Origin of the sequence: Enterobacter cloacae complex sp. P14RS, assembly GCF_014895895.1 — a bacterium.
GTDB classification, from domain to species: domain Bacteria; phylum Pseudomonadota; class Gammaproteobacteria; order Enterobacterales; family Enterobacteriaceae; genus Enterobacter; species Enterobacter bugandensis.
In genome coordinates, this window is the sequence record NZ_JADBQM010000006.1 from 307105 (window position 1) to 330936 (window position 23832).

Here is a 23832-nt window from a genome sequence, read left to right on the forward strand (position 1 = left end):
CGACCGTGTGGTCGCCTTTTTGTTGCCCGGTGGCGCTGGCGCTTACCGGGTCTACGGTCCTGTAGGCCGGATAAGCGAAGCGCCATCCGGCAAAACATTACTGCTGCTGCGAAGACTGAATCGCCGTCAGCGCGATGGTGTAGACGATATCGTCAACCAGCGCACCGCGGGACAGGTCGTTCACAGGCTTGCGCATGCCCTGCAGCATTGGCCCGATGGAGATCAGGTCGGCAGAACGCTGTACCGCTTTGTAGGTGGTGTTACCGGTGTTCAGATCCGGGAAGATGAACACGGTAGCGCGACCGGCAACCGGCGAGTTCGGCGCTTTGGATTTCGCCACGTCAGCCATTACCGCGGCGTCGTACTGCAGCGGGCCGTCGATCATCAGGTCTGGACGTTTTTCCTGCGCAATACGGGTCGCTTCACGGACTTTCTCTACGTCGCTACCTGCACCAGAGGTGCCGGTGGAGTAGGAGAGCATTGCTACGCGCGGCTCGATACCGAAAGCGGTCGCGGAGTCCGCAGACTGGATAGCGATTTCTGCCAGCTGTTCTGCGGTAGGATCCGGGTTGATCGCGCAGTCGCCGTAAACGTAAACCTGTTCAGGCAGCAGCATGAAGAACACGGAGGAGACCAGCGAGCTGCCCGGTGCGGTTTTGATCAGCTGCAACGGTGGACGGATGGTGTTCGCGGTGGTGTGAACCGCACCGGAAACCAGACCGTCAACTTCGTCCTGCTCCAGCATCAGCGTGCCCAGCACGACGTTGTCTTCCAGCTGCTCGCGCGCAACCGCTTCGGTCATGCCCTTGTTCTTACGCAGCTCAACCAGACGGGCAACGTAGCTTTCGCGAACCACTTCCGGGTCAACGATTTCGATGCCTGTGCCCAGTTCAACGCCCTGAGACGCCGCAACGCGGTTGATCTCATCCGGGTTACCCAGCAGCACGCAGGTCGCGATGCCGCGCTCTGCACAGATAGCCGCCGCTTTAACGGTACGTGGCTCGTCGCCTTCTGGCAGAACCACGCGTTTGCCCGCTTTACGCGCCAGCTCGGTCAGCTGGTAGCGGAAGGCTGGAGGAGACAGACGGCGGCTGCGCTCGGAGGTCGCGGTCAGGGATTCGATCCAGTCCGCGTTGATGTAGCCCGCAACGTATTCCTGAACTTTCTCGATACGCTCGTGGTCATCAACCGGCACTTCCAGGTTGAAGCTTTGCAGGCTCAGAGAGGTCTGCCAGGTGTTGGTGTTGACCATGAAGACTGGCAGGCCGGTAGCGAACGCTCGTTCGCACAGCTTGCTGATGCGCGCGTCCATTTCGTAGCCGCCGGTCAGCAGGATTGCACCGATTTCCACGCCGTTCATCGCCGCCAGGCAGGCAGCAACCAGCACGTCCGGACGGTCTGCGGAGGTCACCAGCAGGGAACCTGCGCGGAAGTGCTCCAGCATGTGCGGAATGCTGCGCGCACAGAAGGTCACGGACTTCACGCGGCGGGTGTTGATATCGCCTTCGTTAACGATGGTCGCGTTCAGGTGACGCGCCATATCGATTGCACGGGTGGCAATCAGATCGAAGCTCCATGGCACTGCGCCGAGTACAGGCAGCGGGCTGGATTCCTGCAGCTTTGCCGGATCAACCTTGATGACTTTCGCTTTGGAAGAGTCGTCGAAGATTTCGGACAGGTCAGGACGCGTACGGCCCTGTTCATCAACCGGTGCGTTCAGTTTGTTAACGATCACGCCGGTGATGCTGGTGTTTTTCGCGCCGCCGAAGCTGCTGCGCGTCAGTTCGATACGCTCTTTCAGCTGCTCTGGGGTATCAGTCCCCTGAGACATCACGAAAACGATCTCTGCGTTCAGGGTTTTCGCGATTTCAAAGTTCAGGGACTGGGCAAACTGGTGTTTGCGGGTCGGGACCAGGCCTTCAACCAGCACCACTTCCGCGTCCTGCGCGTTAGCGTGGTAGTTGGCGATGATCTCTTCCATCAGCACGTCTTTCTGGTTGCTGGAGAGCAGAGACTCAACGTGGCTCATCTTCAGCGGTTCAGCCGCAGGAAGATTGGAATTCTTACGCACGATGGTGGTGGTCTGGTCTGGCGCATCGCCACCGGCACGAGGCTGGGCAATAGGCTTAAAGACGCTCAGACGAACGCCTTTGCGTTCCATAGCGCGGATCACGCCGAGGCTGACGCTGGTCAGGCCGACGCTGGTTCCGGTAGGGATCAGCATAATAGTACGGGACACGGTTTATCCTCTTTCGTTACCGCCGCGTTGGGCGGGTTACAAAACAGCACCGCCAGCATTGCTGGCGGTGTGGAATCAGGCAGTCAGGCGGCACGCGTCTTGCGCGATGACCAGCTCTTCGTTAGTTGGGATAACGATAGCCGGGCGGGTGCCTTCTTTGTTGATGAAGCCAGACTTGCCGAAGCGGGCAGCCAGGTTACGCTCGTGATCGACTTCGAAGCCAAGAACGCCCAGTTTGCCCAGGGACAGTTCACGTACCATTGCCGCGTTCTCACCGATGCCACCGGTGAAGATAACCGCGTCCAGACGACCGTCCATCAGCGCGGTGTAAGAACCGATGTACTTCGCCAGACGGTGGCAGTAAACGTCCATTGCACGCTTAGCGTCTTCTTTGCTGTCGTAGTTGTCTTCAACGTAACGGCAGTCGCTGGTGACTTCGGTCAGACCCAGCAGGCCAGACTCTTTGGTCAGCATTTTGTTGATGTCGTCAACACTCATGCCCAGAGTGTCGTGCAGGTGGAAGATGATCGCCGGGTCGATGTCACCGGAACGGGTACCCATTACCAGACCTTCCAGCGGGGTCAGACCCATAGAGGTATCAACACATTTACCGTTGCGGATAGCAGAAACAGAACCACCGTTACCCAGGTGGCAGGTGATGATGTTGACTTCTTCAACCGGCTTGTTCAGGACTTTTGCGGCTTCCTGAGTCACATAGAAGTGGCTGGTGCCGTGCGCGCCGTAGCGACGTACGCCGTGCTCTTTGTACAGGCTGTACGGCAGGGCATAGAGGTAAGACTCTTCCGGCATGGTCTGATGGAACGCGGTGTCAAACACGGCCACGTTTTTGTCTTTCAGATTCGGGAAGGACTTCAGCGCTTCAGCGATACCGATCAGGTGCGCCGGGTTATGCAGCGGAGCAAAAGAGGCAGAGTCTTTGATGCCCTGGATAACAGAGTCGTCGATGACAACGGAGCTGGTGTATTTTTCGCCGCCGTGGACGATACGGTGACCAATCGCAGTCAGCTGAGCAGACAGTTCTGGTTTTTGTGCCAGAATAGTGTTAACGATAAAGTTCAGCGCTTCACTGTGAGCGGCGCCTGCACCTAAAGCCGCTTCTTGTTTGCTGCCGTCCATCTTCCACTTGATACGTGCTTCAGGCAGATGGAAACATTCGGCCAAACCAGAGAGGTACTCGTCACCGTTGAGCGCATCGATGATGGCGAATTTCAGTGAAGAGCTACCGCAGTTCAGAACCAGTACTAACTTACTCGACATGGAAGTACCTATAATTGATACGTGGCTAAAAAAACGTCAATGAGCCTAAAAGCGTAACGCAAGCTGACCCAGACGTTTATGATTAACATCATGCCAAACGAACATTCTGGCAGGATGGAAGAAATACCTATGATTTTAAGCCATTTTGAACATTTTTCAGACAATGGCATAATATGCGATAATTTGACGAGTTAACGCTTTTCGTCTACGGCCCTATCAGGCTGGCACAGAATACCCGATACGGGGTAGCGATGACAAAATATTTTGAACGTTGTCATAGCCTGTTGTGGTTTTGCACAAAAATTTTAATTTTTATATGTGAAGTTGAGGTACAGCCATGTCGACACCCGAAATCCCGTCCGTGAGCTTTTTCAGTCTGTTTCGTCGGGGACAGCATTACGCAAAGACGTGGCCAATGGAAAAGCGCCTTGCGCCGATGTTTATTGAGAATCGCACGATCCGCGCCACGCGCTATGCGATTCGCTTTATGCCTCCGGTCGCTATCTTTACTCTGTGCTGGCAAATCGCCCTCGGTGGGCAGCTTGGTCCTGCCGTCGCAACGGCGCTCTTCGCGTTAAGCCTGCCGATGCAGGGGCTGTGGTGGTTAGGCAAACGCTCTATTACGCCGCTTCCGCCTTCTATTTTACACTGGTTTTATGAAGTGCGTGGAAAACTGGAGGAGGCCGGGCAGGCGCTGGCCCCGGTTGAAGGCAAGCCGGATTACCAGGCGCTGGCGGACACGTTAAAGCGTGCTTTTAAGCAGCTGGATAAAACATTCCTCGATGACTTGTGATTGATCATCGAAACGACTAACAAAAGAAGGCACAGTAACACACCGTTACCGTGTCTTTTTTTTACAGTGCAATGCGCTACAGGAGTCGAAAGATGGAAATGACCCATGCTCAACGTCTGATTTTGTCTAACCAGTACAAGATGATGACTATGCTTGATCCCGATAACGCTGCGCGCTACAGCCGCCTGCAGACCATCGTCGAACGCGGTTTTGGTTTGCAAATGCGCGAACTGGACCGCGAGTTTGGCGAGCTGAAAGAAGAAACCTGCCGCATCGTGATCGACATTATGGAGATGTATCACGCTCTGCACGTCTCCTGGACGAATCTCAAAGACCAGCAGACCATTGACGAACGTCGCGTGACCTTTTTAGGCTTTGATGCCGCGACGGAAGCGCGCTATCTGAGCTATGTTCGCTTTATGGTGAACACCGAAGGGCGCTACACCCATTTTGATGCGGGAACGCACGGCTTCAACGCCCAAACCCCCATGTGGGATAAATATCAACGTATGCTGAGCGCGTGGCACGCCTGCCCGCGTCAGTACCATTTAAGCAGCAACGAAATTCAACAAATCATTAATGCCTGACGGAGGTGCGTGTGCAGTGTAAAGGTTTTCTGTTTGATCTGGACGGTACGCTGGTGGATTCGCTGCCGGTGGTGGAACGCTCGTGGTGCCACTGGGCCGACCGGCACGGCATCGACCATCAGGACGTGCTGAATTTTATCCATGGCAAACAGGCCATTACCTCATTGCGGCACTTTTTAGCGGGGCGTTCTGAGGAAGAGATCCAGGCGGAGTTCAAATACCTGGAGCAGATTGAGGCCACCGACACCGAGGGCATTACCGCGCTGCCCGGGGCGCGCGAACTGCTTGAGCATCTGAATGAAGCGCAAATCCCGTGGGCTATCGTGACCTCCGGCTCTGTTCCGGTCGCGCATGCCCGCCATAAGGCGGCCGGTTTACCGAAGCCAGAGGTGTTCATTACGGCTGAGCGCGTTAAACGCGGCAAGCCGGAGCCGGATGCGTTTCTGCTTGGTGCAGAAATGCTGGGCTTCGCGCCTGCAGAGTGTGTGGTGGTGGAAGATGCGGCCGCTGGCGTGCTGGCCGGGCTGAACGCCGGGAGCCACGTCATTGCCGTTAACGTTCCGGCGGGGTCTCCACGCCTGGACGAGGCGGACTTTGTGATTCATTCCCTGACGGCGCTGGCGGTGTCAAAAGCGCCCGACGGAGTTGTAACCGTCTCGCTAAAAATGTAATCCCATGATATAGCCCCACGCTGCTGGGGCTTTTTTATGGCAAAATTTCTCATCTTCCACTGACAAGGATAGGTTGTGAACGGTGAACTGATCTGGGTTCTGAGCCTGCTTTTAATCGCCATTATTCTCTTCGCCACAGGCAAGGTGCGCATGGATGCCGTCGCCCTGTTTGTCATCGTCGCGTTTGTGCTGAGCGGCACGCTCACGCTACCGGAAGCCTTCTCCGGGTTCAGCGACCCCAACGTTATCCTTATAGCCGCCCTGTTTATCATCGGCGACGGCCTTGTTCGCACTGGCGTGGCGACCATCATGGGCGCGTGGCTGGTTAAGGTGGCCGGCAGCAGTGAAACCAAAATGCTGATCTACCTGATGCTGACGGTCGCCGGACTGGGGGCGTTTATGAGCTCAACGGGCGTGGTCGCTATTTTTATCCCGGTGGTGCTGAGTGTTTCAATGCGGATGCAGAGCTCGCCGTCGCGCCTGATGATGCCTCTGAGCTTTGCCGGTTTGATCAGCGGAATGATGACGCTGGTGGCGACGCCGCCGAACCTGGTTGTCAACAGCGAGCTGATTCGTGAAGGGTTTCAGGGCTTCAGCTTTTTCAGCGTCACCCCGCTTGGGCTGGTGATTCTGGCGATGGGCGTGGTCTACATGCTGCTGACCCGTTTTGCCCTCAAAGGCGACAAACAGGATAAGAATAAAGAAGGATGGAAGCGACGTACCTTCCGCGATCTGATCAAAGAGTACCGCCTCACCGGGCGGGCGCGCCGTCTGGCCATTCGCCCCGGCTCGCCGATGGTCGGCCAGCGGCTCGACGACCTTAAGCTGCGCGAGCGTTATGGCGCGAACGTGATCGGGGTTGAGCGCTGGCGTCGTTTTCGTCGGGTGATCGTTAACGTGAACGGGGTATCAGAGTTCCGCGCGCGTGACGTCCTGCTGATTGATATGTCAACGGCGGACGTGGATCTGCGAGAGTTCTGTAGCGAGCAGCTGCTGGAGCCGATGGTGCTACGCGGCGAGTATTTCTCCGACCAGGCGCTGGATGTGGGGATGGCCGAAGTGTCGCTGATACCGGAATCGGAACTGCTGGGTAAAACCGTGCGTGAAATGGGGTTCCGTACCCGCTATGGCCTGAACGTAGTGGGGCTGAAGCGTGATGGCGTGGCGATGGAAGGGGCAGTCGTCGATGAGCCGATCCTGCTGGGCGATATCTTTCTCGTGGTCGGCAACTGGAAGCTGATAAGCCAGCTCGGGCAAAAAGGGCGTGATTTTGTGGTGCTCAACATGCCGGTCGAGGAGAGCGATGCCTCCCCGGCGCACAGCCAGGCGCCCCATGCGATTTTCTGTCTGGTACTGATGGTGGCGCTGATGCTGACCGATGAAATCCCTAATCCGGTCGCGGCCATTATCGCCTGCCTGCTGATGGGGAAATTCCGCTGCATTGACGCCGAAAGCGCGTATAAAGCCATTCACTGGCCGAGCATTATTCTTATCGTCGGGATGATGCCCTTTGCCCTGGCACTGCAAAAAACCGGCGGGGTAGATTTGATCGTAAAAGGCCTGATGGACGTGGGTGGCGGGTATGGACCGTACATGATGATGGTCTGTCTGTTTGTCATGTGCGCCACGATAGGGTTATTTATCTCTAATACCGCGACGGCGGTGCTGATGGCGCCCATTGCGCTGGCGATGGCGAAATCCATGGGCGTGTCGCCGTACCCGTTTGCGATGATGGTCGCGATGGCGGCATCCGCGGCGTTTATGACGCCGGTTTCATCGCCGGTGAACACGCTGGTGCTGGGGCCGGGGAATTATAAGTTCAGCGATTTCGTGAAGCTGGGCGTGCCGTTCACCGTGCTGGTGATGGTGGTGTGCGTGGTGTTAATTCCGGTTTTATTCCCGTTTTAGCGTGAGCGCAGAAACGTAGACCGGGTAAGGCGAAGCCGCCACCCGGCTAAAATTACAACGGTGAATCCTGGCTAATCTCGTCCAGCGATAGATGGAAGCTCGGCACAAATACCTGCATGAAGTAGTCCATCTCTTCGCTGCGGCGGGATTCCAGCGTTTTTTCCAGACGCGTTTTCGCCAGTAAAAACTCATTATTGCCCGCAGACAGCTCTTCCAGACACTTCAGATAGGCGCACAGCGCGTCGGCCTGTTTGACCAGCGACTTTTCATCTTCCGTATACTGATGCTCGTCGATGAGCGGTTCAAAGATATCGCGCAGCTCTTCGGGCACCATCTCGATAAGCTTCTGCTGGGCAATCTTCTCGATAGCCTTATATTCCTGAGCAATCTGAGAATTGAAATATTTCACTGGGGTAGGCAGGTCGCCGGTCAGCACCTCTGATGCGTCGTGGTACATCGCCAGCAAAGCGATGCGCTCGGCATTCACCTGCCCGTTAAATTTGCGATTCTTAATGGCAGCCAGCGCATGAGCAACCATAGCAACCTGCAGGCTATGCTCAGACACGTTCTCTGTACGCACGTTGCGCATCAGCGGCCAGCGGTTGATCAGTTTCAGGCGGGAGAGGTGGGCAAAGAAATGGCTCTGACTCATAGGTTACCTTTTGTCTTCACTGCGACAGGACTTCATTGTGCGGGGAGGGGAGGGAAGATGCAAATCAGGCTACCGAAGTAGCCTGATTTTAAGATTACTGATGGTATCCAGAGAGGAATCGCCCGAAGCGGCTGATAGCCATTTCGAGATCGTCTTCACGTGGCAGGGTCACGATACGCACGTGGTCCGGCCACGGCCAGTTAAACGCCGTTCCCTGAACCAGCAGCACTTTTTCCTGCAACAGGAAATCGAGCACCATTTTCTGATCGTCGTGGATATTGAAGCGCTTCGCGTCAATTTTCGGGAACATATACAGCGCCCCGTTCGGCTTCACGCAGGAGACGCCCGGGATATTGTTGATCAGTTCCCATGCGCGGTTACGCTGTTCGTACAGGCGACCGCCAGGGACGATAAACTCGCTGATGCTCTGGTAGCCGCCCAGCGCCGTCTGGATCGCGTGCTGCGCAGGCACGTTGGCGCAAAGACGCATCGACGCCAGCATCTCAAGCCCTTCAATATAGCCTTTTGCGTGCTTTTTCGGGCCGTTCAGCACCATCCAGCCCTGACGGAAACCGGCCACGCGGTAGGTTTTAGACAGTCCGTTAAAGGTGACGGTCAGCAGGTCGGGCGCCAGCGCGGCGATAGAGTGGTGCTGCGCCGCGTCGTACAGGATCTTGTCGTAGATTTCGTCAGCGAAGATGATCAGGTTGTGCTGGCGGGCGATCTCCACGATCTCCATCAGCAGCTCTTTTGAATAGACCGCGCCCGTCGGGTTGTTCGGGTTGATGATCACAATCCCACGCGTGCGAGGCGTGATTTTCGCGCGAATGTCGTCCAGATCCGGGAACCAGTCAGAGGATTCGTCGCAAAGATAATGTACCGCTTTACCGCTGGAGAGCGATACGGCAGCGGTCCACAGCGGATAGTCCGGCGCGGGAACCAGCATTTCGTCACCGCTGTTCAGCAGCGCCTGCATGGCCTGAACGATAAGTTCGGAGACGCCGTTGCCGATATAGATATCTTCGACGGTAACGTCACGCATACCGCGCGCCTGGTAGTGCTGCATAATGGCTTTACGGGCGGAGTAGAGTCCCTTTGAGTCACAATAGCCTTGTGCCGTAGGCAGGTTGCGGATCACATCAACCAGAATTTCATCCGGCGCTTCAAAACCAAATGGCGCGGGGTTGCCGATGTTGAGCTTCAGAACCTTGTTGCCTTCTTCTTCAAGGCGTTTTGCCTCTTTCAGAACCGGGCCACGGATGTCATAACAGACGTTATCTAGCTTGCTGGATTTTTCGATAGGGGACATGAACCTTTAACCTTTTCGCTATTATTGCCACTCCCTGCCGTGGAAGTCAGCACGGAATAATGTACTCCCCCCACGCTTCGTTTTGAAGGGTGTGCAGAAGAAGATTTTGTGCTCATAGCGAAATTGTGATGAATCTTTTTAACTATTGACTGACGCTTTTACTGCCTTAACGTCATGTACAAACCATAAATAAAGGTTGATTGTGCTGTGAATTTATGTGAATTTTGTATATTGTTCTGATGGAAAATAAAAAACGCGCAGACAACAAGCAGAAGTTACGCTGGGTGACATTTCGTAAAACCTGAGTGTTGAAGGGACCTTGCAGTAATAGCCCGGAGCGGCTAAAAGTTAATCATGTGAAATTAATGTTAAGTGTTATTAATGAATGACCATAATCTAAATTAAAATTTATTTATTATTAACCAACAAAATGCAACTTTAGTTAATTCTAATAAAATTAGTTTAGAAGCTTAACAAACCTCTTTAATCCTGAATATTGCAATAAGACTTATAAATAAAGTGGATTTGGGTTAAGATGTCTATACGGAAAGCAGTAGAAAGATGCAGTGGTTTTGCATTTTTGAAACTGATTTTCCGATTTAATTGATTGTTATTGTTGGAGTTATCTCTGGCTGGAATGTGTCAAACATCTCCTGCTACGTTGACAGCGCTGCGAAAAAGATGGCAGAAAAAGTGTTACGCCTTTAATGTAATTTACATAACCCTGCGAACATCTAAATATCCTGAACGTTTAAGAGAATAAAAATAACGTCATGAAACGTGCTTTCTGACTGTTGATATAAAGCAGCACAATAACTATCTGTCAGGCAGTCTGCCGGGCCGGGATGCGAGGGAAAACCTTCAGAAGGAATTGCTTAACTGTTACACACAGCTTCAACCCGGGCAGCTCCGCACGAGCAACCTGAAAGTGAATAGATATGATAAATGCAAATCGTCCGATAATGAATCTCGACCTCGATCTGCTGAGAACGTTTGTTGCGGTCGCCGATCTCAACACTTTTGCAGCAGCTGCTGCCGCCGTCTGCCGAACTCAGTCCGCCGTTAGCCAGCAAATGCAGCGGCTGGAGCAACTGGTTGGGAAAGAGCTTTTTGCCCGTCACGGGCGTAATAAGCTCTTAACGGAACACGGTATTCAGCTACTGGGTTATGCCAGGAAAATTCTTCGCTTTAATGATGAAGCATGTATGTCATTAATGTTTAGCAACCTTCAGGGGGTGTTAACCTTAGGGGCATCTGATGAGTCAGCGGATACAATATTGCCGTTTCTTCTCAACCGAATTAGCTCGGTTTATCCGAAGCTTGCGCTGGATGTAAGCGTAAAACGTAATGCCTTTATGGTTGAGATGTTAAATGAGAACAAGGTCGACCTGGTGGTCACGACGCATCGTCCCGGACAGTTTGATTGTCTGACCTTGCGCACATCGCCAACGCACTGGTATTGCGCAGCGGAATACGTGTTGCAAAAAGGGGAACCCGTACCGCTGGTTTTACTGGACGATCCGAGTCCTTTCCGGGATATGGTGCTTACGGCGTTAAATGAAGCCAACATTCCGTGGCGTCTGGCCTATGTAGCGTCCACGCTGCCCGCGGTGCGTGCCGCCGTGAAAGCGGGTCTTGGCGTAACGGCCCGTCCGGTAGAGATGATGAGCCCCGATCTGCGCGTTCTCGGTAAATCTGATGGTCTCCCAGCGCTGCCGGATACCGAGTATCTGCTTTGCCATAACGCGTCCAGTCATAACGAGCTGGCGAAGGTGGTGTTTGAGGCGATGGAAAATTACCATAACCCATGGCAGTTCGAGCATGTTACCTCCGAAGGGGGGGATGATTCCCTGATCGTTGAAGGTGACTTTGAGTGATCAAAAGCTCAAAATTCTGGTAACAAATTGTAAGTGTAAAAAAAAGCCACTCGTGCCGTTTTCGCACGCAGTGGCTTTTTTTTGCCATTATTATCCTCTTTCGTTACAGGGTTTTCATAAATAAAACATACATATCAAGGGAATAAATGCTTCTGCTTAAATCTTGTTCACTTTCCGTTCTAACTTCATCCATAACCCCTTGATGTTAAAAAAGCAGCAAATATGTTGCCGGTTTTTTGGGTGAATTAACAAAAGCGTGTCTCAGATCAAGAAAATACTCCTATTTGGGGGGAGGAATCGTTGGCAAATCCTGTCAAAATAGGAGGGTTATTTTTTTTACTTCCAAAACGGACACGATTCAACAACATGCATTTGACGAAAAGTCAGGTAACCACCAGGGTTAAAGGGCACCAAATGTTAATGAGAATCGCTCGATGTAATTTAATGTGAAGAAACCTTTGTTAAAGTTGACAATAGGTTATAGAAAGGAGTAAAAAACCCCATCATTTTGCTGTCTACGTCTCATTTCAGACAGTTAGTGTAAGGTTATTTGTTCCTCCCCATGAATCGATGTGATGCCCATCTGCCAGCAAGAGCAGTGTCGTCGGTATCACTTTTGATGAGTAAGCAATGAGTATGTCAACATCCACAGAAGTCATCGCTCATCACTGGGCATTCGCAATCTTTCTTATTGTAGCCATTGGCCTGTGCTGCCTGATGTTAGTCGGCGGCTGGTTCCTGGGCGGTCGCGCCCGTGCAAGGCACAAAAACACACCTTTCGAATCAGGTATTGATTCAGTAGGTTCCGCTCGCTTACGCCTGTCTGCCAAGTTCTATCTGGTAGCGATGTTCTTCGTCATCTTTGACGTGGAAGCGCTCTACCTGTTTGCATGGTCGACCTCCATTCGCGAAAGTGGTTGGGTGGGCTTTGTCGAGGCCGCAATTTTCATTTTAGTGCTACTGGCCGGTCTGGTTTATCTGGTGCGTATTGGCGCGCTTGACTGGACGCCTGCGCGTTCACGTCGTGAACACATCAACCCGGAAAACAGTATCTCTAATCGTCAGCAGTAACAGCGAGGCAATAAGATGGATTATACGCTCACCCGCATAGATCCTAACGGTGAGAATGACCGTTACCCCCTGCAAAAACAGGAGATCGTAACCGACCCCCTGGAGCAAGAAGTCAACAAAAGCGTGTACATGGGCAAACTCGAACATGCCATGCACGATATGGTCAACTGGGGTCGTAAGAACTCCATCTGGCCATACAACTTTGGCCTTTCTTGCTGCTACGTTGAAATGGTGACGTCATTCACTGCGGTGCATGACGTTGCGCGTTTTGGGGCCGAGGTACTGCGTGCTTCCCCACGTCAGGCTGACCTGATGGTGGTGGCCGGTACCTGCTTTACCAAAATGGCACCTGTTATTCAGCGTCTGTATGACCAGATGCTGGAGCCAAAATGGGTTATTTCCATGGGCGCATGTGCAAACTCCGGCGGTATGTACGACATTTATTCCGTTGTGCAGGGCGTTGATAAGTTCATTCCGGTGGATGTTTACATCCCGGGCTGCCCGCCGCGCCCAGAAGCCTATATGCAGGCGCTGATGCTGCTGCAGGAGTCTATCGGTAAAGAACGTCGCCCACTCTCATGGGTTGTTGGCGATCAGGGTGTCTATCGCGCGAACATGCAGTCCGAGCGCGAGCGTAAACGCGGTGAACGTATTGCCGTCACCAACCTGCGTACGCCTGACGAAATTTAATTTGCGCCTGTAGGCCTGGAGAAAACCTTCGCATATCACTACTCAAATAGCGCGAAGCCAGGCTTAACAGTCACCACGGACCATTTGCAATGGTGAACAATATGACCGACTTAACCGCGCAAGAAGCCGCCTGGCAGACCCGGGATCATCTTGATGACCCCGTTATTGGCGAACTGCGCAACCGTTTTGGGCCGGATGCCTTTACCGTTCAGGCGACCCGCACCGGGGTACCCGTTGTTTGGGTGAAGCGTGAACAATTGCTGGAAGTTGTCGATTTCCTCAAGAAATTGCCAAAACCTTACGTCATGCTGTTTGACTTACACGGCATGGACGAACGTCTGAGAACGCACCGCCAGGGTCTCCCTGCTGCGGATTTTTCCGTTTTCTACCACCTGATCTCAATAGACCGCAACACGGATATCATGCTCAAGGTGGCATTGTCTGAAAACGACATGCATCTGCCGACGATCACCAAACTTTTCCCGAACGCTAACTGGTATGAGCGTGAAACCTGGGAAATGTTCGGCATGACCTTCGACGGCCACCCGCATCTGACGCGCATCATGATGCCGCAGACCTGGACCGGCCACCCGCTGCGTAAAGACTACCCGGCACGTGCGACCGAATTCGATCCGTTTGAGCTGACCAAAGCCAAGCAGGATCTGGAGATGGAAGCGCTGACCTTCAAGCCGGAAGACTGGGGCATGAAGCGCGGTACTGAAAACGAGGACTTCATGTTCCTCAACCTCGGTCCGAACCACCCGTCTGCGCACGGTGCATTCCGTATTATTCTTCAGCTTGATGGCGAAGAGATTGTCGACTGCGTCCCTGACATCGGCTACCACCACCGCGGTGCTGAGAAGATGGGCGAGCGTCAGTCCTGGCACAGCTACATTCCGTATACCGACCGTATCGAGTACCTCGGCGGGTGCGTAAACGAAATGCCATACGTGCTGGCCGTTGAGAAACTGGCAGGCATCACCGTACCGGATCGCGTTAACGTGATTCGCGTTATGCTGTCAGAACTGTTCCGCATCAACAGCCACCTGCTGTACATCTCTACGTTCATTCAGGACGTGGGCGCGATGACCCCAGTCTTCTTCGCCTTTACCGATCGTCAGAAAATCTACGATCTGGTGGAAGCGATTACCGGCTTCCGTATGCACCCGGCCTGGTTCCGCATCGGCGGTGTGGCACACGATCTGCCGCGCGGCTGGGACCGCCTGCTGCGTGAATTCCTCGACTGGATGCCGAAGCGTCTGGCGTCTTACGAGAAAGCCGCGCTGCGCAACACCATCCTGAAAGGCCGTTCCCAGGGCGTTGCTGCCTATGGCGCGAAAGAAGCGCTGGAGTGGGGGACTACAGGTGCTGGCCTGCGCGCGACCGGTATTGATTTCGACGTGCGTAAAGCGCGTCCTTACTCTGGCTATGAGAACTTCGACTTTGAAGTCCCGGTTGGCGGCGGTGTTTCCGACTGCTATACCCGCGTGATGCTGAAAGTAGAAGAGCTGCGCCAGAGTCTGCGCATCCTCGAGCAGTGCCTCAACAACATGCCGGAAGGCCCGTTCAAGGCGGATCACCCGCTGACGACGCCGCCGCCGAAAGAGCGCACGCTGCAGCATATCGAAACCCTGATCACCCACTTCCTGCAGGTTTCCTGGGGCCCGGTCATGCCGGCGCAAGAATCCTTCCAGATGATTGAAGCGACCAAGGGTATTAACAGTTACTACCTGACCAGCGACGGCAGCACCATGAGCTACCGTACCCGCGTGCGTACGCCGAGCTTTGCGCACCTGCAGCAGATCCCGTCCGCCATCCGCGGCAGTCTGGTCTCTGACCTGATTGTGTATCTGGGTAGTATCGATTTTGTTATGTCAGATGTGGACCGCTAATTATGCACGAGAATCAACAACCACAAACCGAGGCTTTTGAGCTGAGTGAAGCAGAGCGTGCCGCCATTGAGCACGAGATGCACCACTACGAAGACCCGCGTGCGGCGTCCATTGAAGCGCTGAAAATCGTACAGAAACAGCGTGGTTGGGTGCCGGATGGGGCGATTTACGAGATCGCAAAAGTGCTGGGCATTCCGGCAAGTGACGTAGAGGGCGTAGCTACGTTCTACAGCCAGATCTTCCGTCAGCCGGTAGGACGCCATGTGATCCGCTACTGTGACAGCGTCGTCTGCCACATTACCGGCTATCAGGGCATTCAGGCTGCGATTGAGAAAAAGCTCAATATCAAGCCGGGCCAGACCACGTTCGATGGACGCTTTACTCTGCTGCCAACCTGCTGCTTGGGTAACTGCGACAAGGGGCCGACCATGATGATTGATGAGGACACTCACAGTCATCTGACGCCGGAAGCGATTCCTGACCTGCTGGAGCAGTACAAATGAAAACTGTAATTCGTACTGCTGAGACGCATCCGCTGACCTGGCGTCTGCGTGATGACAAACAGCCGGTATGGCTCGACGAATACCAGAGCAAAAACGGCTATGCCGGTGCGCGTAAAGCCCTCGGCGGGATGGCGCCGGACGATATCGTTAATGCGGTGAAAGACTCCGGCCTGAAAGGCCGCGGCGGCGCGGGCTTCTCCACCGGTCTGAAGTGGAGCCTGATGCCAAAAGACGAATCCATGAACATCCGTTACCTGCTGTGTAACGCCGATGAAATGGAGCCAGGCACCTATAAAGACCGCCTGCTGATGGAGCAGCTGCCGCACCTGCTGGTGGAAGGCATGCTGATCTCCGCGTTTGCGCTGAAAGCGTACCGTGGCTACATCTTCCTGCGCGGTGAGTACATCGAAGCGGCGGAAAACCTGCGTCGCGCGATTGCCGAAGCCACTGAAGCCGGCCTTCTGGGTAAAAACATCCTGGGTACCGGGTTTGACTTCGAACTGTTCGTGCACACCGGTGCCGGACGTTACATCTGTGGTGAAGAAACTGCGCTGATTAACTCCCTGGAAGGCCGCCGTGCGAACCCGCGTTCCAAGCCACCGTTCCCGGCAAGCTCCGGCGTTTGGGGTAAACCGACCTGCGTAAACAACGTCGAAACCCTGTGTAACGTCCCGGCTATCCTCGCCAACGGCGTGGAGTGGTATCAGGGCATCTCCTCAAGCAAAGATGCCGGTACCAAGCTGATGGGCTTCTCCGGGCGCGTGAAGAACCCTGGCGTCTGGGAACTGCCGTTCGGTACCACCGCACGCGAAATTCTTGAAGACTACGCCGGCGGCATGCGCGATGGCCTGAAATTTAAAGCCTGGCAGCCGGGCGGGGCAGGGACGGACTTCCTGACCGAAGCCCACCTTGACCTGCCGATGGAATTCGAAAGCATTGGTAAAGCAGGCAGCCGTCTGGGTACGGCGCTGGCGATGGCCGTCGACCACGAGATCGGCATGGTCTCGCTGGTACGTAACCTGGAAGAGTTCTTCGCCCGTGAGTCCTGCGGCTGGTGTACACCGTGCCGTGATGGTCTGCCGTGGAGCGTGAAGATCCTGCGTGCAATCGAACGTGGCGAAGGTCAGCCGGGCGATATCGAGACGCTTGAGCAACTGTGTCGATTCTTAGGGCCAGGTAAAACCTTCTGCGCCCACGCACCGGGTGCCGTCGAGCCGCTGCAGAGCGCGATTAAATATTTCCGCGACGAATTCGAAGCAGGCATCAAGCAGCCGTTCAGCAATACCCATTCGATCAATGGTATTCAGCCGAACCTGCTGAAAGCGCGCTGGTAACGACAAGAATTTTGATTAACGCTCGGTTTCGACTGAGCCAACTGGAAGCATGCTAATGGCTACGATTCATGTAGACGGCAAAGAATACGAAGTCAACGGGGCGGACAACCTGCTGGAAGCTTGTCTGTCTCTTGGCCTCGATATTCCGTACTTTTGCTGGCATCCGGCGCTGGGCAGCGTCGGTGCTTGCCGCCAGTGTGCGGTGAAGCAATATCAAAACGCGGAAGACACGCGTGGTCGCCTGGTAATGTCCTGTATGACGCCAGCCACCGAAGGCACCTTTATTTCGATTGATGACGAAGAAGCCAAACAGTTCCGCGAAAGCGTGGTGGAGTGGTTGATGACCAACCACCCGCACGACTGTCCGGTTTGTGAAGAGGGCGGTAACTGCCACCTTCAGGATATGACCGTGATGACCGGTCACAGCTTCCGTCGCTATCGCTTTACCAAGCGTACCCACCGTAACCAGGATCTGGGGCCGTTCATCTCTCACGAAATGAACCGCTGCATCGCCTGCTACCGCTGCGTGCGTTACTACAAAGACTACGCGGACGGTCAGGATCTGGGCGTCTATGGCGCGCACGACAACGTCTACTTCGGCCGTCCGGAAGACGGCGTGCTGGAGAGCGAATTCTCCGGTAACCTGGTAGAAATCTGCCCGACCGGCGTATTCACGGATAAAACCCACTCCGAGCGTTACAACCGTAAATGGGACATGCAGTTTGCACCAAGCATCTGCCAGCAGTGTTCCCTCGGCTGTAACACCAGCCCGGGTGAGCGCTACGGCGAACTGCGTCGTATCGAAAACCGTTACAACGGTACCGTTAACCACTACTTCCTGTGCGACCGCGGTCGTTTCGGCTATGGCTATGTGAACCTGAAAGACCGTCCGCGTCAGCCGGTTCAGCGCCGTGGCGACGACGTCATTACTCTGAACGCTGAACAGGCGATGCAGGGCGCGGCAGATATTCTGCGCCAGTCGAAGAAAGTGATCGGTATCGGCTCCCCGCGCGCCAGCATCGAAAGCAACTTCGCGCTGCGCGAGCTGGTCGGGGCGGAAAACTTCTATACCGGCATCGCCCAGGGCGAGCAGGAACGTCTTCAGCTGGTACTGAAAGTGCTGCGTGAAGGCGGTATCCATACCCCTGCGCTGCGCGAAATTGAATCCTATGATGCGGTCCTGGTGCTGGGTGAAGACCTGACGCAGACCGGCGCCCGCGCGGCTCTGGCGGTTCGTCAGGCGGTGAAGGGTAAAGCACGTGAAATGGCAGCGGCGCAGAAAGTGGCTGACTGGCAGATTGCGGCGATCCTCAACATCGGCCAGCGCGCGAAGCATCCTCTGTTTGTGACTAACGTCGACAATACCCGTCTGGATGATATCGCGGCGTGGACCTACTGCGCCCCGGTTGAAGACCAGGCGCGCCTCGGCTTTGCCATTGCCCACGCGCTGGACAACAGCTCACCGGCCGTTGAGCTGGATCGCGACCTGCAAAACAAGGTCGACGTGATTGTTCAGGCCCTCGCAGGTGCGAAGAAACCGCTGATTATCTCCGGAACCAACGCCGGTAGCGCTGAAATCATTCAGGCCGCCGCGAACGTTGCCAAAGCCCTGAAAGGCCGCGGTGCAGACGTCGGCGTGACCATGATTGCCCGTGCGGTAAACAGCATCGGTCTGGGCATGATTGGCGGCGGCTCGCTGGAAGAAGCGTTGAGCGAACTGGAATCCGGTGCCGCTGACGCCGTGGTGGTGCTGGAAAACGATTTGCATCGCCATGCGTCTGCCGCTCGCGTTGACGCCGCGCTCTCCAAAGCGCCGCTGGTGATGGTCATTGACCATCAGCGCACCGCGATCATGGACAAAGCGCACCTGGTGCTCTCTGCGGCAAGCTTCGCAGAAAGCGACGGTACCGTTATCAACAACGAAGGCCGCGCCCAGCGTTTCTTCCAGGTTTATGACCCGGCGTACTACGACAGCAACACCGTGATGCTGGAAAGCTGGCGCTGGCTGCACTCCCTGCACAGCACCGTGCAGAGCCGTGAAGTGGACTGGACGCAGCTCGACCACGTTATCGACGCGGTGGTGGAGAAACTGCCTCAGCTGGCAGGCATTAAAGATGCCGCACCTGAAGCAAGCTTCCGCATCCGCGGCCAGAAGCTGGCGCGTGAACCGCACCGCTACAGCGGCCGTACCGCGATGCGTGCCAATATCAGCGTGCACGAACCGCGCCAGCCGCAGGATAAAGACACCATGTTCGCCTTCTCCATGGAAGGGAACAACCAGCCGTCTGCGCCGCGTTCGCAAATCCCGTTCGCATGGGCTCCGGGCTGGAACTCCCCGCAGGCGTGGAACAAGTTCCAGGCTGAAGTGGGCGGCTCCCTGCGCCACGGCGATCCGGGCGTGCGTCTGATTGAAGCTTCCGAAACCGGTCTGGACTTCTTCACCACCGTACCGGCGAGCTTCCAGGCGCAGGACGGTAGCTGGCGTATTGCCCCGTACTACCACCTGTTCGGTAGCGACGAGCTGTCCCAGCGTTCACCGGTCTTCCAGACCCGTATGCCGCAGCCGTACATCAAGCTCAACCCGGCGGATGCCGCGAAGCTTGGCGTTAACGCGGGCGCGAACATCGCCTTTAGCTATGACGGCCAGACCATCAGCCTGCCGCTGATTATTTCTGAAAATCTGACAGCAGGGCAGGTCGGTCTGCCGATGGGTATGCCTGGCATCGCGCCGGTTCTGGCGGGTGCGCGTCTTGATAATCTGCAGGAGGCAAAAGCATGAGTTGGTTAACGCCGGATCTTATCGACATCCTGCTGAGCATTCTGAAAGCGATTGTGATCCTGCTGGTGGTGGTCACCTGCGGCGCGTTCATGAGCTTTGGTGAACGTCGTCTTCTCGGTCTGTTCCAGAACCGTTACGGACCGAACCGCGTGGGCTGGGGTGGTTCACTCCAGCTGGTCGCGGACATGATCAAGATGTTCTTTAAAGAGGACTGGATCCCTCGCTTCTCGGATCGCGTGATCTTTACTCTGGCACCGATGATCGCCTTCACCTCGCTGCTGCTGGCGTTTGCTATCGTTCCGGTCAGCCCGACCTGGGTGGTCGCTGACCTGAACATCGGCATTCTGTTCTTCCTGATGATGGCTGGTCTCGCGGTTTACGCGGTCCTGTTCGCAGGCTGGTCCAGTAACAACAAATACTCGCTGCTGGGCGCGATGCGTGCTTCCGCGCAGACGCTGAGCTACGAAGTGTTCCTGGGGCTCTCCCTGATGGGCGTGGTGGCGCAGGCCGGTTCATTCAACATGACCGACATCGTCAACAATCAGGCCGACATCTGGAACGTTATCCCGCAGTTCTTTGGGTTTATTACCTTTGCTATCGCGGGCGTGGCCGTGTGTCACCGTCACCCGTTTGACCAGCCGGAAGCCGAACAGGAACTGGCCGACGGTTACCACATTGAATATTCCGGCATGAAGTTCGGTCTGTTCTTTGTGGGCGAGTACATCGGTATCGTCACCATTTCCGCGTTGATGGTAACGCTGTTCTTTGGTGGCTGGCATGGCCCGTTCTTACCGCCGTTCATCTGGTTCGCGCTGAAAACCGCGTTCTTCATGATGATGTTCATTTTGATTCGCGCAGCGTTACCGCGTCCACGTTATGACCAGGTAATGTCCTTCGGCTGGAAAGTGTGCCTGCCGCTGACGCTCGTCAACTTGTTGGTAACGGCAGCTGTCATTCTCTGGCAGCAGCCATAAGGGGCTATAGACCATGACCTTAAAAGAATTACTGGTAGGTTTCGGTACCCAGGTACGCAGTATCTGGATGATCGGCCTGCACGCGTTTGCTAAACGCGAAACCCGGATGTACCCGGAAGAGCCGGTATATCTGCCGCCGCGCTACCGTGGCCGTATCGTGCTGACGCGCGACCCGGACGGTTCCGAGCGCTGCGTTGCCTGTAACCTGTGTGCGGTAGCGTGTCCGGTCGGCTGTATCTCTCTGCAGAAAGCCGAGACGGTAGACGGCCGCTGGTACCCTGAGTTCTTCCGCATTAACTTCTCACGCTGCATCTTCTGCGGTCTGTGTGAAGAAGCGTGCCCAACCACGGCGATTCAGCTGACTCCAGACTTCGAGCTGGGTGAGTACAAGCGTCAGGACCTGGTGTACGAGAAAGAGGATCTGCTGATTTCCGGTCCGGGCAAATACCCGGAATATAACTTCTACCGGATGGCGGGTATGGCAATCGACGGCAAAGATAAGGGCGAAGCAGAGAACGAAGCTAAGCCTATCGACGTCAAGAGCCTGTTACCGTAAGGAGAGGGCAATGGAATTCGCTTTTTATATCTGTGGCCTTATCGCCATCCTGGCTACGCTGCGAGTGATTACGCACACCAATCCGGTGCATGCGCTGCTGTACTTAATCATTTCGCTGCTGGCTATTTCCGGGGTGTTCTTCGCGCTGGGCGCGCACTTCGCCGGTGCGCTGGAGATCATCGTTTACGCCGGGGCCATCATGGTGCTGTTCGTGTTCGTAGTGATGATGCTGAACCTGGGCGGCTCTGAAATTGAGCAGGAACGTCAGTGGTTAAAACCGCAGGTGTGGATTGGCCCGGCAATTTTGTCGGCCATCATGCTGGTGGTGATCGTTTACGCCATTCTGGGCGTCAACGATCAGGGCATCGACGGCACGCCAATTGGTGCGAAAGAGGTGGGTATCACGCTCTTTGGCCCATACGTTCTGGCGGTGGAACTGGCCTCTATGCTGCTGCTGGCAGGCCTGGTTGTGGCTTTCCACGTTGGCCGCGAAGAGCGTGCTGGCGAGGTGCTGAGCAACCGCACTGACGACCGCGCGAAAAGAAAAACGGAGGAGCGCGCATGATCCCCTTAACACATGGACTGATCCTCGCTGCGATTTTATTCGTTCTGGGTCTGACCGGTCTGGTTATCCGCCGCAATCTGCTGTTTATGCTGATCGGCCTGGAAATCATGATTAACGCCTCCGCGCTGGCCTTCGTGGTCGCCGGAAGCTACTGGGGCCAGACCGATGGTCAGGTGATGTACATTCTCGCCATCAGCCTCGCGGCTGCTGAAGCGAGTATTGGCCTGGCGCTGTTGCTGCAGCTCCATCGTCGCCGCCAGAATCTGAACATCGATTCAGTAAGTGAGTTGCGTGGATGAATATGCTTGCCTTAACCATTATTTTTCCGCTGATTGGCTTCGTGCTGCTGGCGTTTTCTCGCGGCCGCTGGTCTGAGAATCTGTCCGCGACCGTTGGCATGGGCTCTGTCGGCCTGGCCGCGCTGGTCACAGCGTATGCGGGTATCGACTTCTTTAACAACGGACGCCAGCCTTTCAGCGTGCCGCTGTGGACCTGGATGTCGGTCGGTGATTTCAACATCGGTTTCAACCTGGTGCTGGACGGTCTCTCGCTGACCATGCTCTCCGTGGTCACCGGCGTCGGCTTCCTGATCCACATGTTTGCCTCCTGGTACATGCGCGGTGAAGAGGGTTACTCCCGCTTCTTCGCCTACACCAACCTGTTTATTGCCAGCATGGTGGTTCTGGTGCTGGCCGATAACCTGCTGCTGATGTATCTGGGCTGGGAAGGCGTGGGCCTGTGCTCTTACCTGCTGATCGGTTTCTACTATACCGATCCGAAGAATGGCGCAGCGGCCATGAAAGCGTTCGTCGTGACCCGCGTGGGTGACGTCTTCCTCGCGTTCGCGCTGTTCATTCTCTACAACGAACTGGGCACGCTGAACTTCCGCGAGATGGTGGAACTGGCGCCAGCACACTTCGAGGCAGGCAATAACATGCTGTGGTGGGCAACGCTGATGCTGCTGGGTGGTGCCGTGGGTAAATCCGCACAGCTGCCGCTGCAGACATGGCTGGCCGACGCGATGGCGGGTCCAACCCCTGTCTCCGCGCTGATCCACGCCGCGACCATGGTCACCGCCGGTGTTTACCTGATTGCGCGTACCCATGGCCTGTTCCTGATGACCCCGGAAATTCTGCATCTGGTGGGTATCGTCGGTGCGGTCACGCTGGTGCTGGCAGGCTTTGCCGCGCTGGTTCAGACCGACATCAAGCGCGTTCTCGCGTACTCCACCATGAGCCAGATTGGCTACATGTTCCTGGCGCTGGGAGTTCAGGCGTGGGACGCGGCCATTTTCCACCTGATGACGCACGCGTTCTTCAAAGCGCTGCTGTTCCTCTCATCCGGTTCGGTGATTCTGGCCTGCCATCACGAGCAGAATATCTTCAAGATGGGCGGACTGCGTAAGTCCATCCCGCTGGTCTACGTCTGCTTCCTGGTGGGCGGCGCGGCGCTGGCGGCACTGCCGCTGATTACCGCGGGCTTCTTCAGTAAGGACGAAATCCTTGCGGGTGCCATGGCGAATGGTCATATCAATCTGATGGTTGCGGGTCTGGTCGGTGCGTTCATGACCTCCCTGTATACCTTCCGTATGATTTTCATCGTATTCCACGGTAAAGAACAAATTCACGCTCACGCAGGGAAGGGGATTACCCACCACCTGCCGCTGATTGTGCTGCTGGTACTGTCCACCTTCGTTGGCGCGATGATTGTGCCTCCGCTGCAGGGCGTACTGCCGGCGACAACCGAGCTTGAGCACGGCCGCGTCCTGACGCTTGAAATCACCTCCGGCGTGGTCGCTATCGCGGGCATCCTGATTGCGGCATGGCTGTGGCTGGGCAAACGTACGCTGGTCACTGCCGTGGCCAACAGTGCGCCGGGCCGCCTGCTGGGCACCTGGTGGTACAACGCGTGGGGCTTCGACTGGCTGTACGACATGATCTTCGTTAAGCCGTTCCTGGGCGTTGCGTGGCTGCTGAAGCGCGACCCGCTGAACAGCCTGATGAACATCCCGGCGATCCTCTCCCGCTTTGCAGGTAAAGGCCTGCTGTACAGCGAGAACGGTTACCTGCGCTGGTATGTGGCGTCCATGAGCATCGGTGCGGTTGTGGTGCTGGCGCTGCTGATGGTATTGCGTTGATCGTTAAGTGAATTTTA

Annotated in this window: 20 protein-coding genes; 16 read left to right on the top strand and 4 right to left on the bottom strand. The window is 55.4% G+C overall.

What is annotated here, in order from left to right; all coding sequences use genetic code 11:
• Positions 1 to 97: 97 nt before the first annotated feature.
• The gene (gene pta / locus IM295_RS05560) at positions 98 to 2239 is read right to left on the bottom strand and encodes a phosphate acetyltransferase (RefSeq protein WP_045259692.1); all 2142 of its coding nucleotides are present in this window, start codon (positions 2237 to 2239) and stop codon (positions 98 to 100) included.
• 75 nt (positions 2240 to 2314) lie between these two features.
• Positions 2315 to 3517 carry an acetate kinase gene (gene ackA / locus IM295_RS05565; RefSeq protein ID WP_041908924.1) on the bottom strand — a complete coding sequence of 401 codons (1203 nt, stop codon included), beginning with the start codon at positions 3515 to 3517 and terminating at the stop codon, positions 2315 to 2317.
• 337 nt (positions 3518 to 3854) lie between these two features.
• Here ackA and yfbV point away from each other — a divergent pair, with 337 nt between their 5' ends.
• From yfbV to IM295_RS05585, 4 genes are all read left to right on the top strand, one after another.
• Positions 3855 to 4310 carry a terminus macrodomain insulation protein YfbV gene (gene yfbV, locus IM295_RS05570; RefSeq protein WP_028013938.1) on the top strand — a complete coding sequence of 152 codons (456 nt, stop codon included), beginning with the start codon at positions 3855 to 3857 and terminating at the stop codon, positions 4308 to 4310.
• 92 nt (positions 4311 to 4402) lie between these two features.
• Positions 4403 to 4897, top strand: a complete 495-nt coding sequence (locus IM295_RS05575; protein ID WP_003861461.1) for a YfbU family protein — start codon at positions 4403 to 4405, stop codon at positions 4895 to 4897.
• Positions 4898 to 4908: 11 nt separating this feature from the next.
• Positions 4909 to 5568 (top strand): sugar phosphatase, encoded by a 660-nt coding sequence (locus IM295_RS05580; RefSeq protein ID WP_041908926.1) that lies wholly within the window; start codon positions 4909 to 4911, stop codon positions 5566 to 5568.
• Positions 5569 to 5643: 75 nt separating this feature from the next.
• The gene (locus tag IM295_RS05585) at positions 5644 to 7476 is read left to right on the top strand and encodes an SLC13 family permease (protein ID WP_028013936.1); all 1833 of its coding nucleotides are present in this window, start codon (positions 5644 to 5646) and stop codon (positions 7474 to 7476) included.
• Positions 7477 to 7528: 52 nt separating this feature from the next.
• On the opposite strand, the gene yfbR is transcribed toward IM295_RS05585, so the two are convergent.
• Positions 7529 to 8128, bottom strand: a complete 600-nt coding sequence (gene yfbR, locus IM295_RS05590) for a 5'-deoxynucleotidase (RefSeq protein ID WP_028013935.1) — start codon at positions 8126 to 8128, stop codon at positions 7529 to 7531.
• A gap of 94 nt (positions 8129 to 8222) precedes the next feature.
• Complete coding sequence (alaA, locus tag IM295_RS05595; protein WP_193066372.1) at positions 8223 to 9437, bottom strand: alanine transaminase AlaA; 1215 nt, start codon at positions 9435 to 9437, stop codon at positions 8223 to 8225.
• Between the two features lie 938 nt (positions 9438 to 10375).
• On the opposite strand from alaA, the gene lrhA reads away from it, so the two are divergent.
• The 12 genes from lrhA to nuoL all read left to right on the top strand — a co-directional run bounded on the left by lrhA (position 10376) and on the right by nuoL (position 23815).
• The gene (lrhA, locus tag IM295_RS05600) at positions 10376 to 11314 is read left to right on the top strand and encodes a transcriptional regulator LrhA (protein ID WP_028013934.1); all 939 of its coding nucleotides are present in this window, start codon (positions 10376 to 10378) and stop codon (positions 11312 to 11314) included.
• 630 nt (positions 11315 to 11944) lie between these two features.
• Entirely contained in the window at positions 11945 to 12385 is a 441-nt protein-coding gene (nuoA, locus tag IM295_RS05605; RefSeq protein ID WP_014171000.1) for an NADH-quinone oxidoreductase subunit NuoA, read from the top strand.
• A gap of 15 nt (positions 12386 to 12400) precedes the next feature.
• Positions 12401 to 13075, top strand: coding sequence for an NADH-quinone oxidoreductase subunit NuoB (gene nuoB / locus IM295_RS05610; RefSeq protein ID WP_003861482.1), 675 nt, complete (start codon positions 12401 to 12403; stop codon positions 13073 to 13075).
• Between the two features lie 89 nt (positions 13076 to 13164).
• Positions 13165 to 14967, top strand: coding sequence for an NADH-quinone oxidoreductase subunit C/D (nuoC, locus tag IM295_RS05615; protein WP_028013933.1), 1803 nt, complete (start codon positions 13165 to 13167; stop codon positions 14965 to 14967).
• 2 nt (positions 14968 to 14969) lie between these two features.
• On the top strand, positions 14970 to 15470 hold the full coding sequence (gene nuoE / locus IM295_RS05620; RefSeq protein ID WP_006176513.1) for an NADH-quinone oxidoreductase subunit NuoE: 501 nt from the start codon (positions 14970 to 14972) through the stop codon (positions 15468 to 15470).
• Entirely contained in the window at positions 15467 to 16804 is a 1338-nt protein-coding gene (nuoF, locus tag IM295_RS05625; RefSeq protein WP_006811381.1) for an NADH-quinone oxidoreductase subunit NuoF, read from the top strand. Before nuoE ends, nuoF begins: the two co-directional genes overlap by 4 nt.
• A gap of 55 nt (positions 16805 to 16859) precedes the next feature.
• Complete coding sequence (gene nuoG, locus IM295_RS05630) at positions 16860 to 19583, top strand: NADH-quinone oxidoreductase subunit NuoG (protein WP_045259693.1); 2724 nt, start codon at positions 16860 to 16862, stop codon at positions 19581 to 19583.
• Entirely contained in the window at positions 19580 to 20557 is a 978-nt protein-coding gene (nuoH, locus tag IM295_RS05635; RefSeq protein WP_008500211.1) for an NADH-quinone oxidoreductase subunit NuoH, read from the top strand. The genes nuoG and nuoH overlap by 4 nt, the downstream gene beginning before the upstream one ends.
• Before the next feature lie 13 nt (positions 20558 to 20570).
• Complete coding sequence (nuoI, locus tag IM295_RS05640; protein WP_003861491.1) at positions 20571 to 21113, top strand: NADH-quinone oxidoreductase subunit NuoI; 543 nt, start codon at positions 20571 to 20573, stop codon at positions 21111 to 21113.
• 10 nt (positions 21114 to 21123) lie between these two features.
• Positions 21124 to 21678, top strand: coding sequence for an NADH-quinone oxidoreductase subunit J (gene nuoJ / locus IM295_RS05645; protein ID WP_008500212.1), 555 nt, complete (start codon positions 21124 to 21126; stop codon positions 21676 to 21678).
• A complete protein-coding gene (gene nuoK, locus IM295_RS05650) occupies positions 21675 to 21977 on the top strand; it encodes an NADH-quinone oxidoreductase subunit NuoK (protein WP_003861496.1) in 303 nt (100 codons plus the stop codon). Before nuoJ ends, nuoK begins: the two co-directional genes overlap by 4 nt.
• Positions 21974 to 23815: an NADH-quinone oxidoreductase subunit L gene (gene nuoL, locus IM295_RS05655; protein ID WP_193066373.1), complete on the top strand. Its 1842-nt coding sequence runs from the start codon at positions 21974 to 21976 to the stop codon at positions 23813 to 23815. The genes nuoK and nuoL overlap by 4 nt, the downstream gene beginning before the upstream one ends.
• Positions 23816 to 23832 lie beyond the last annotated feature (17 nt).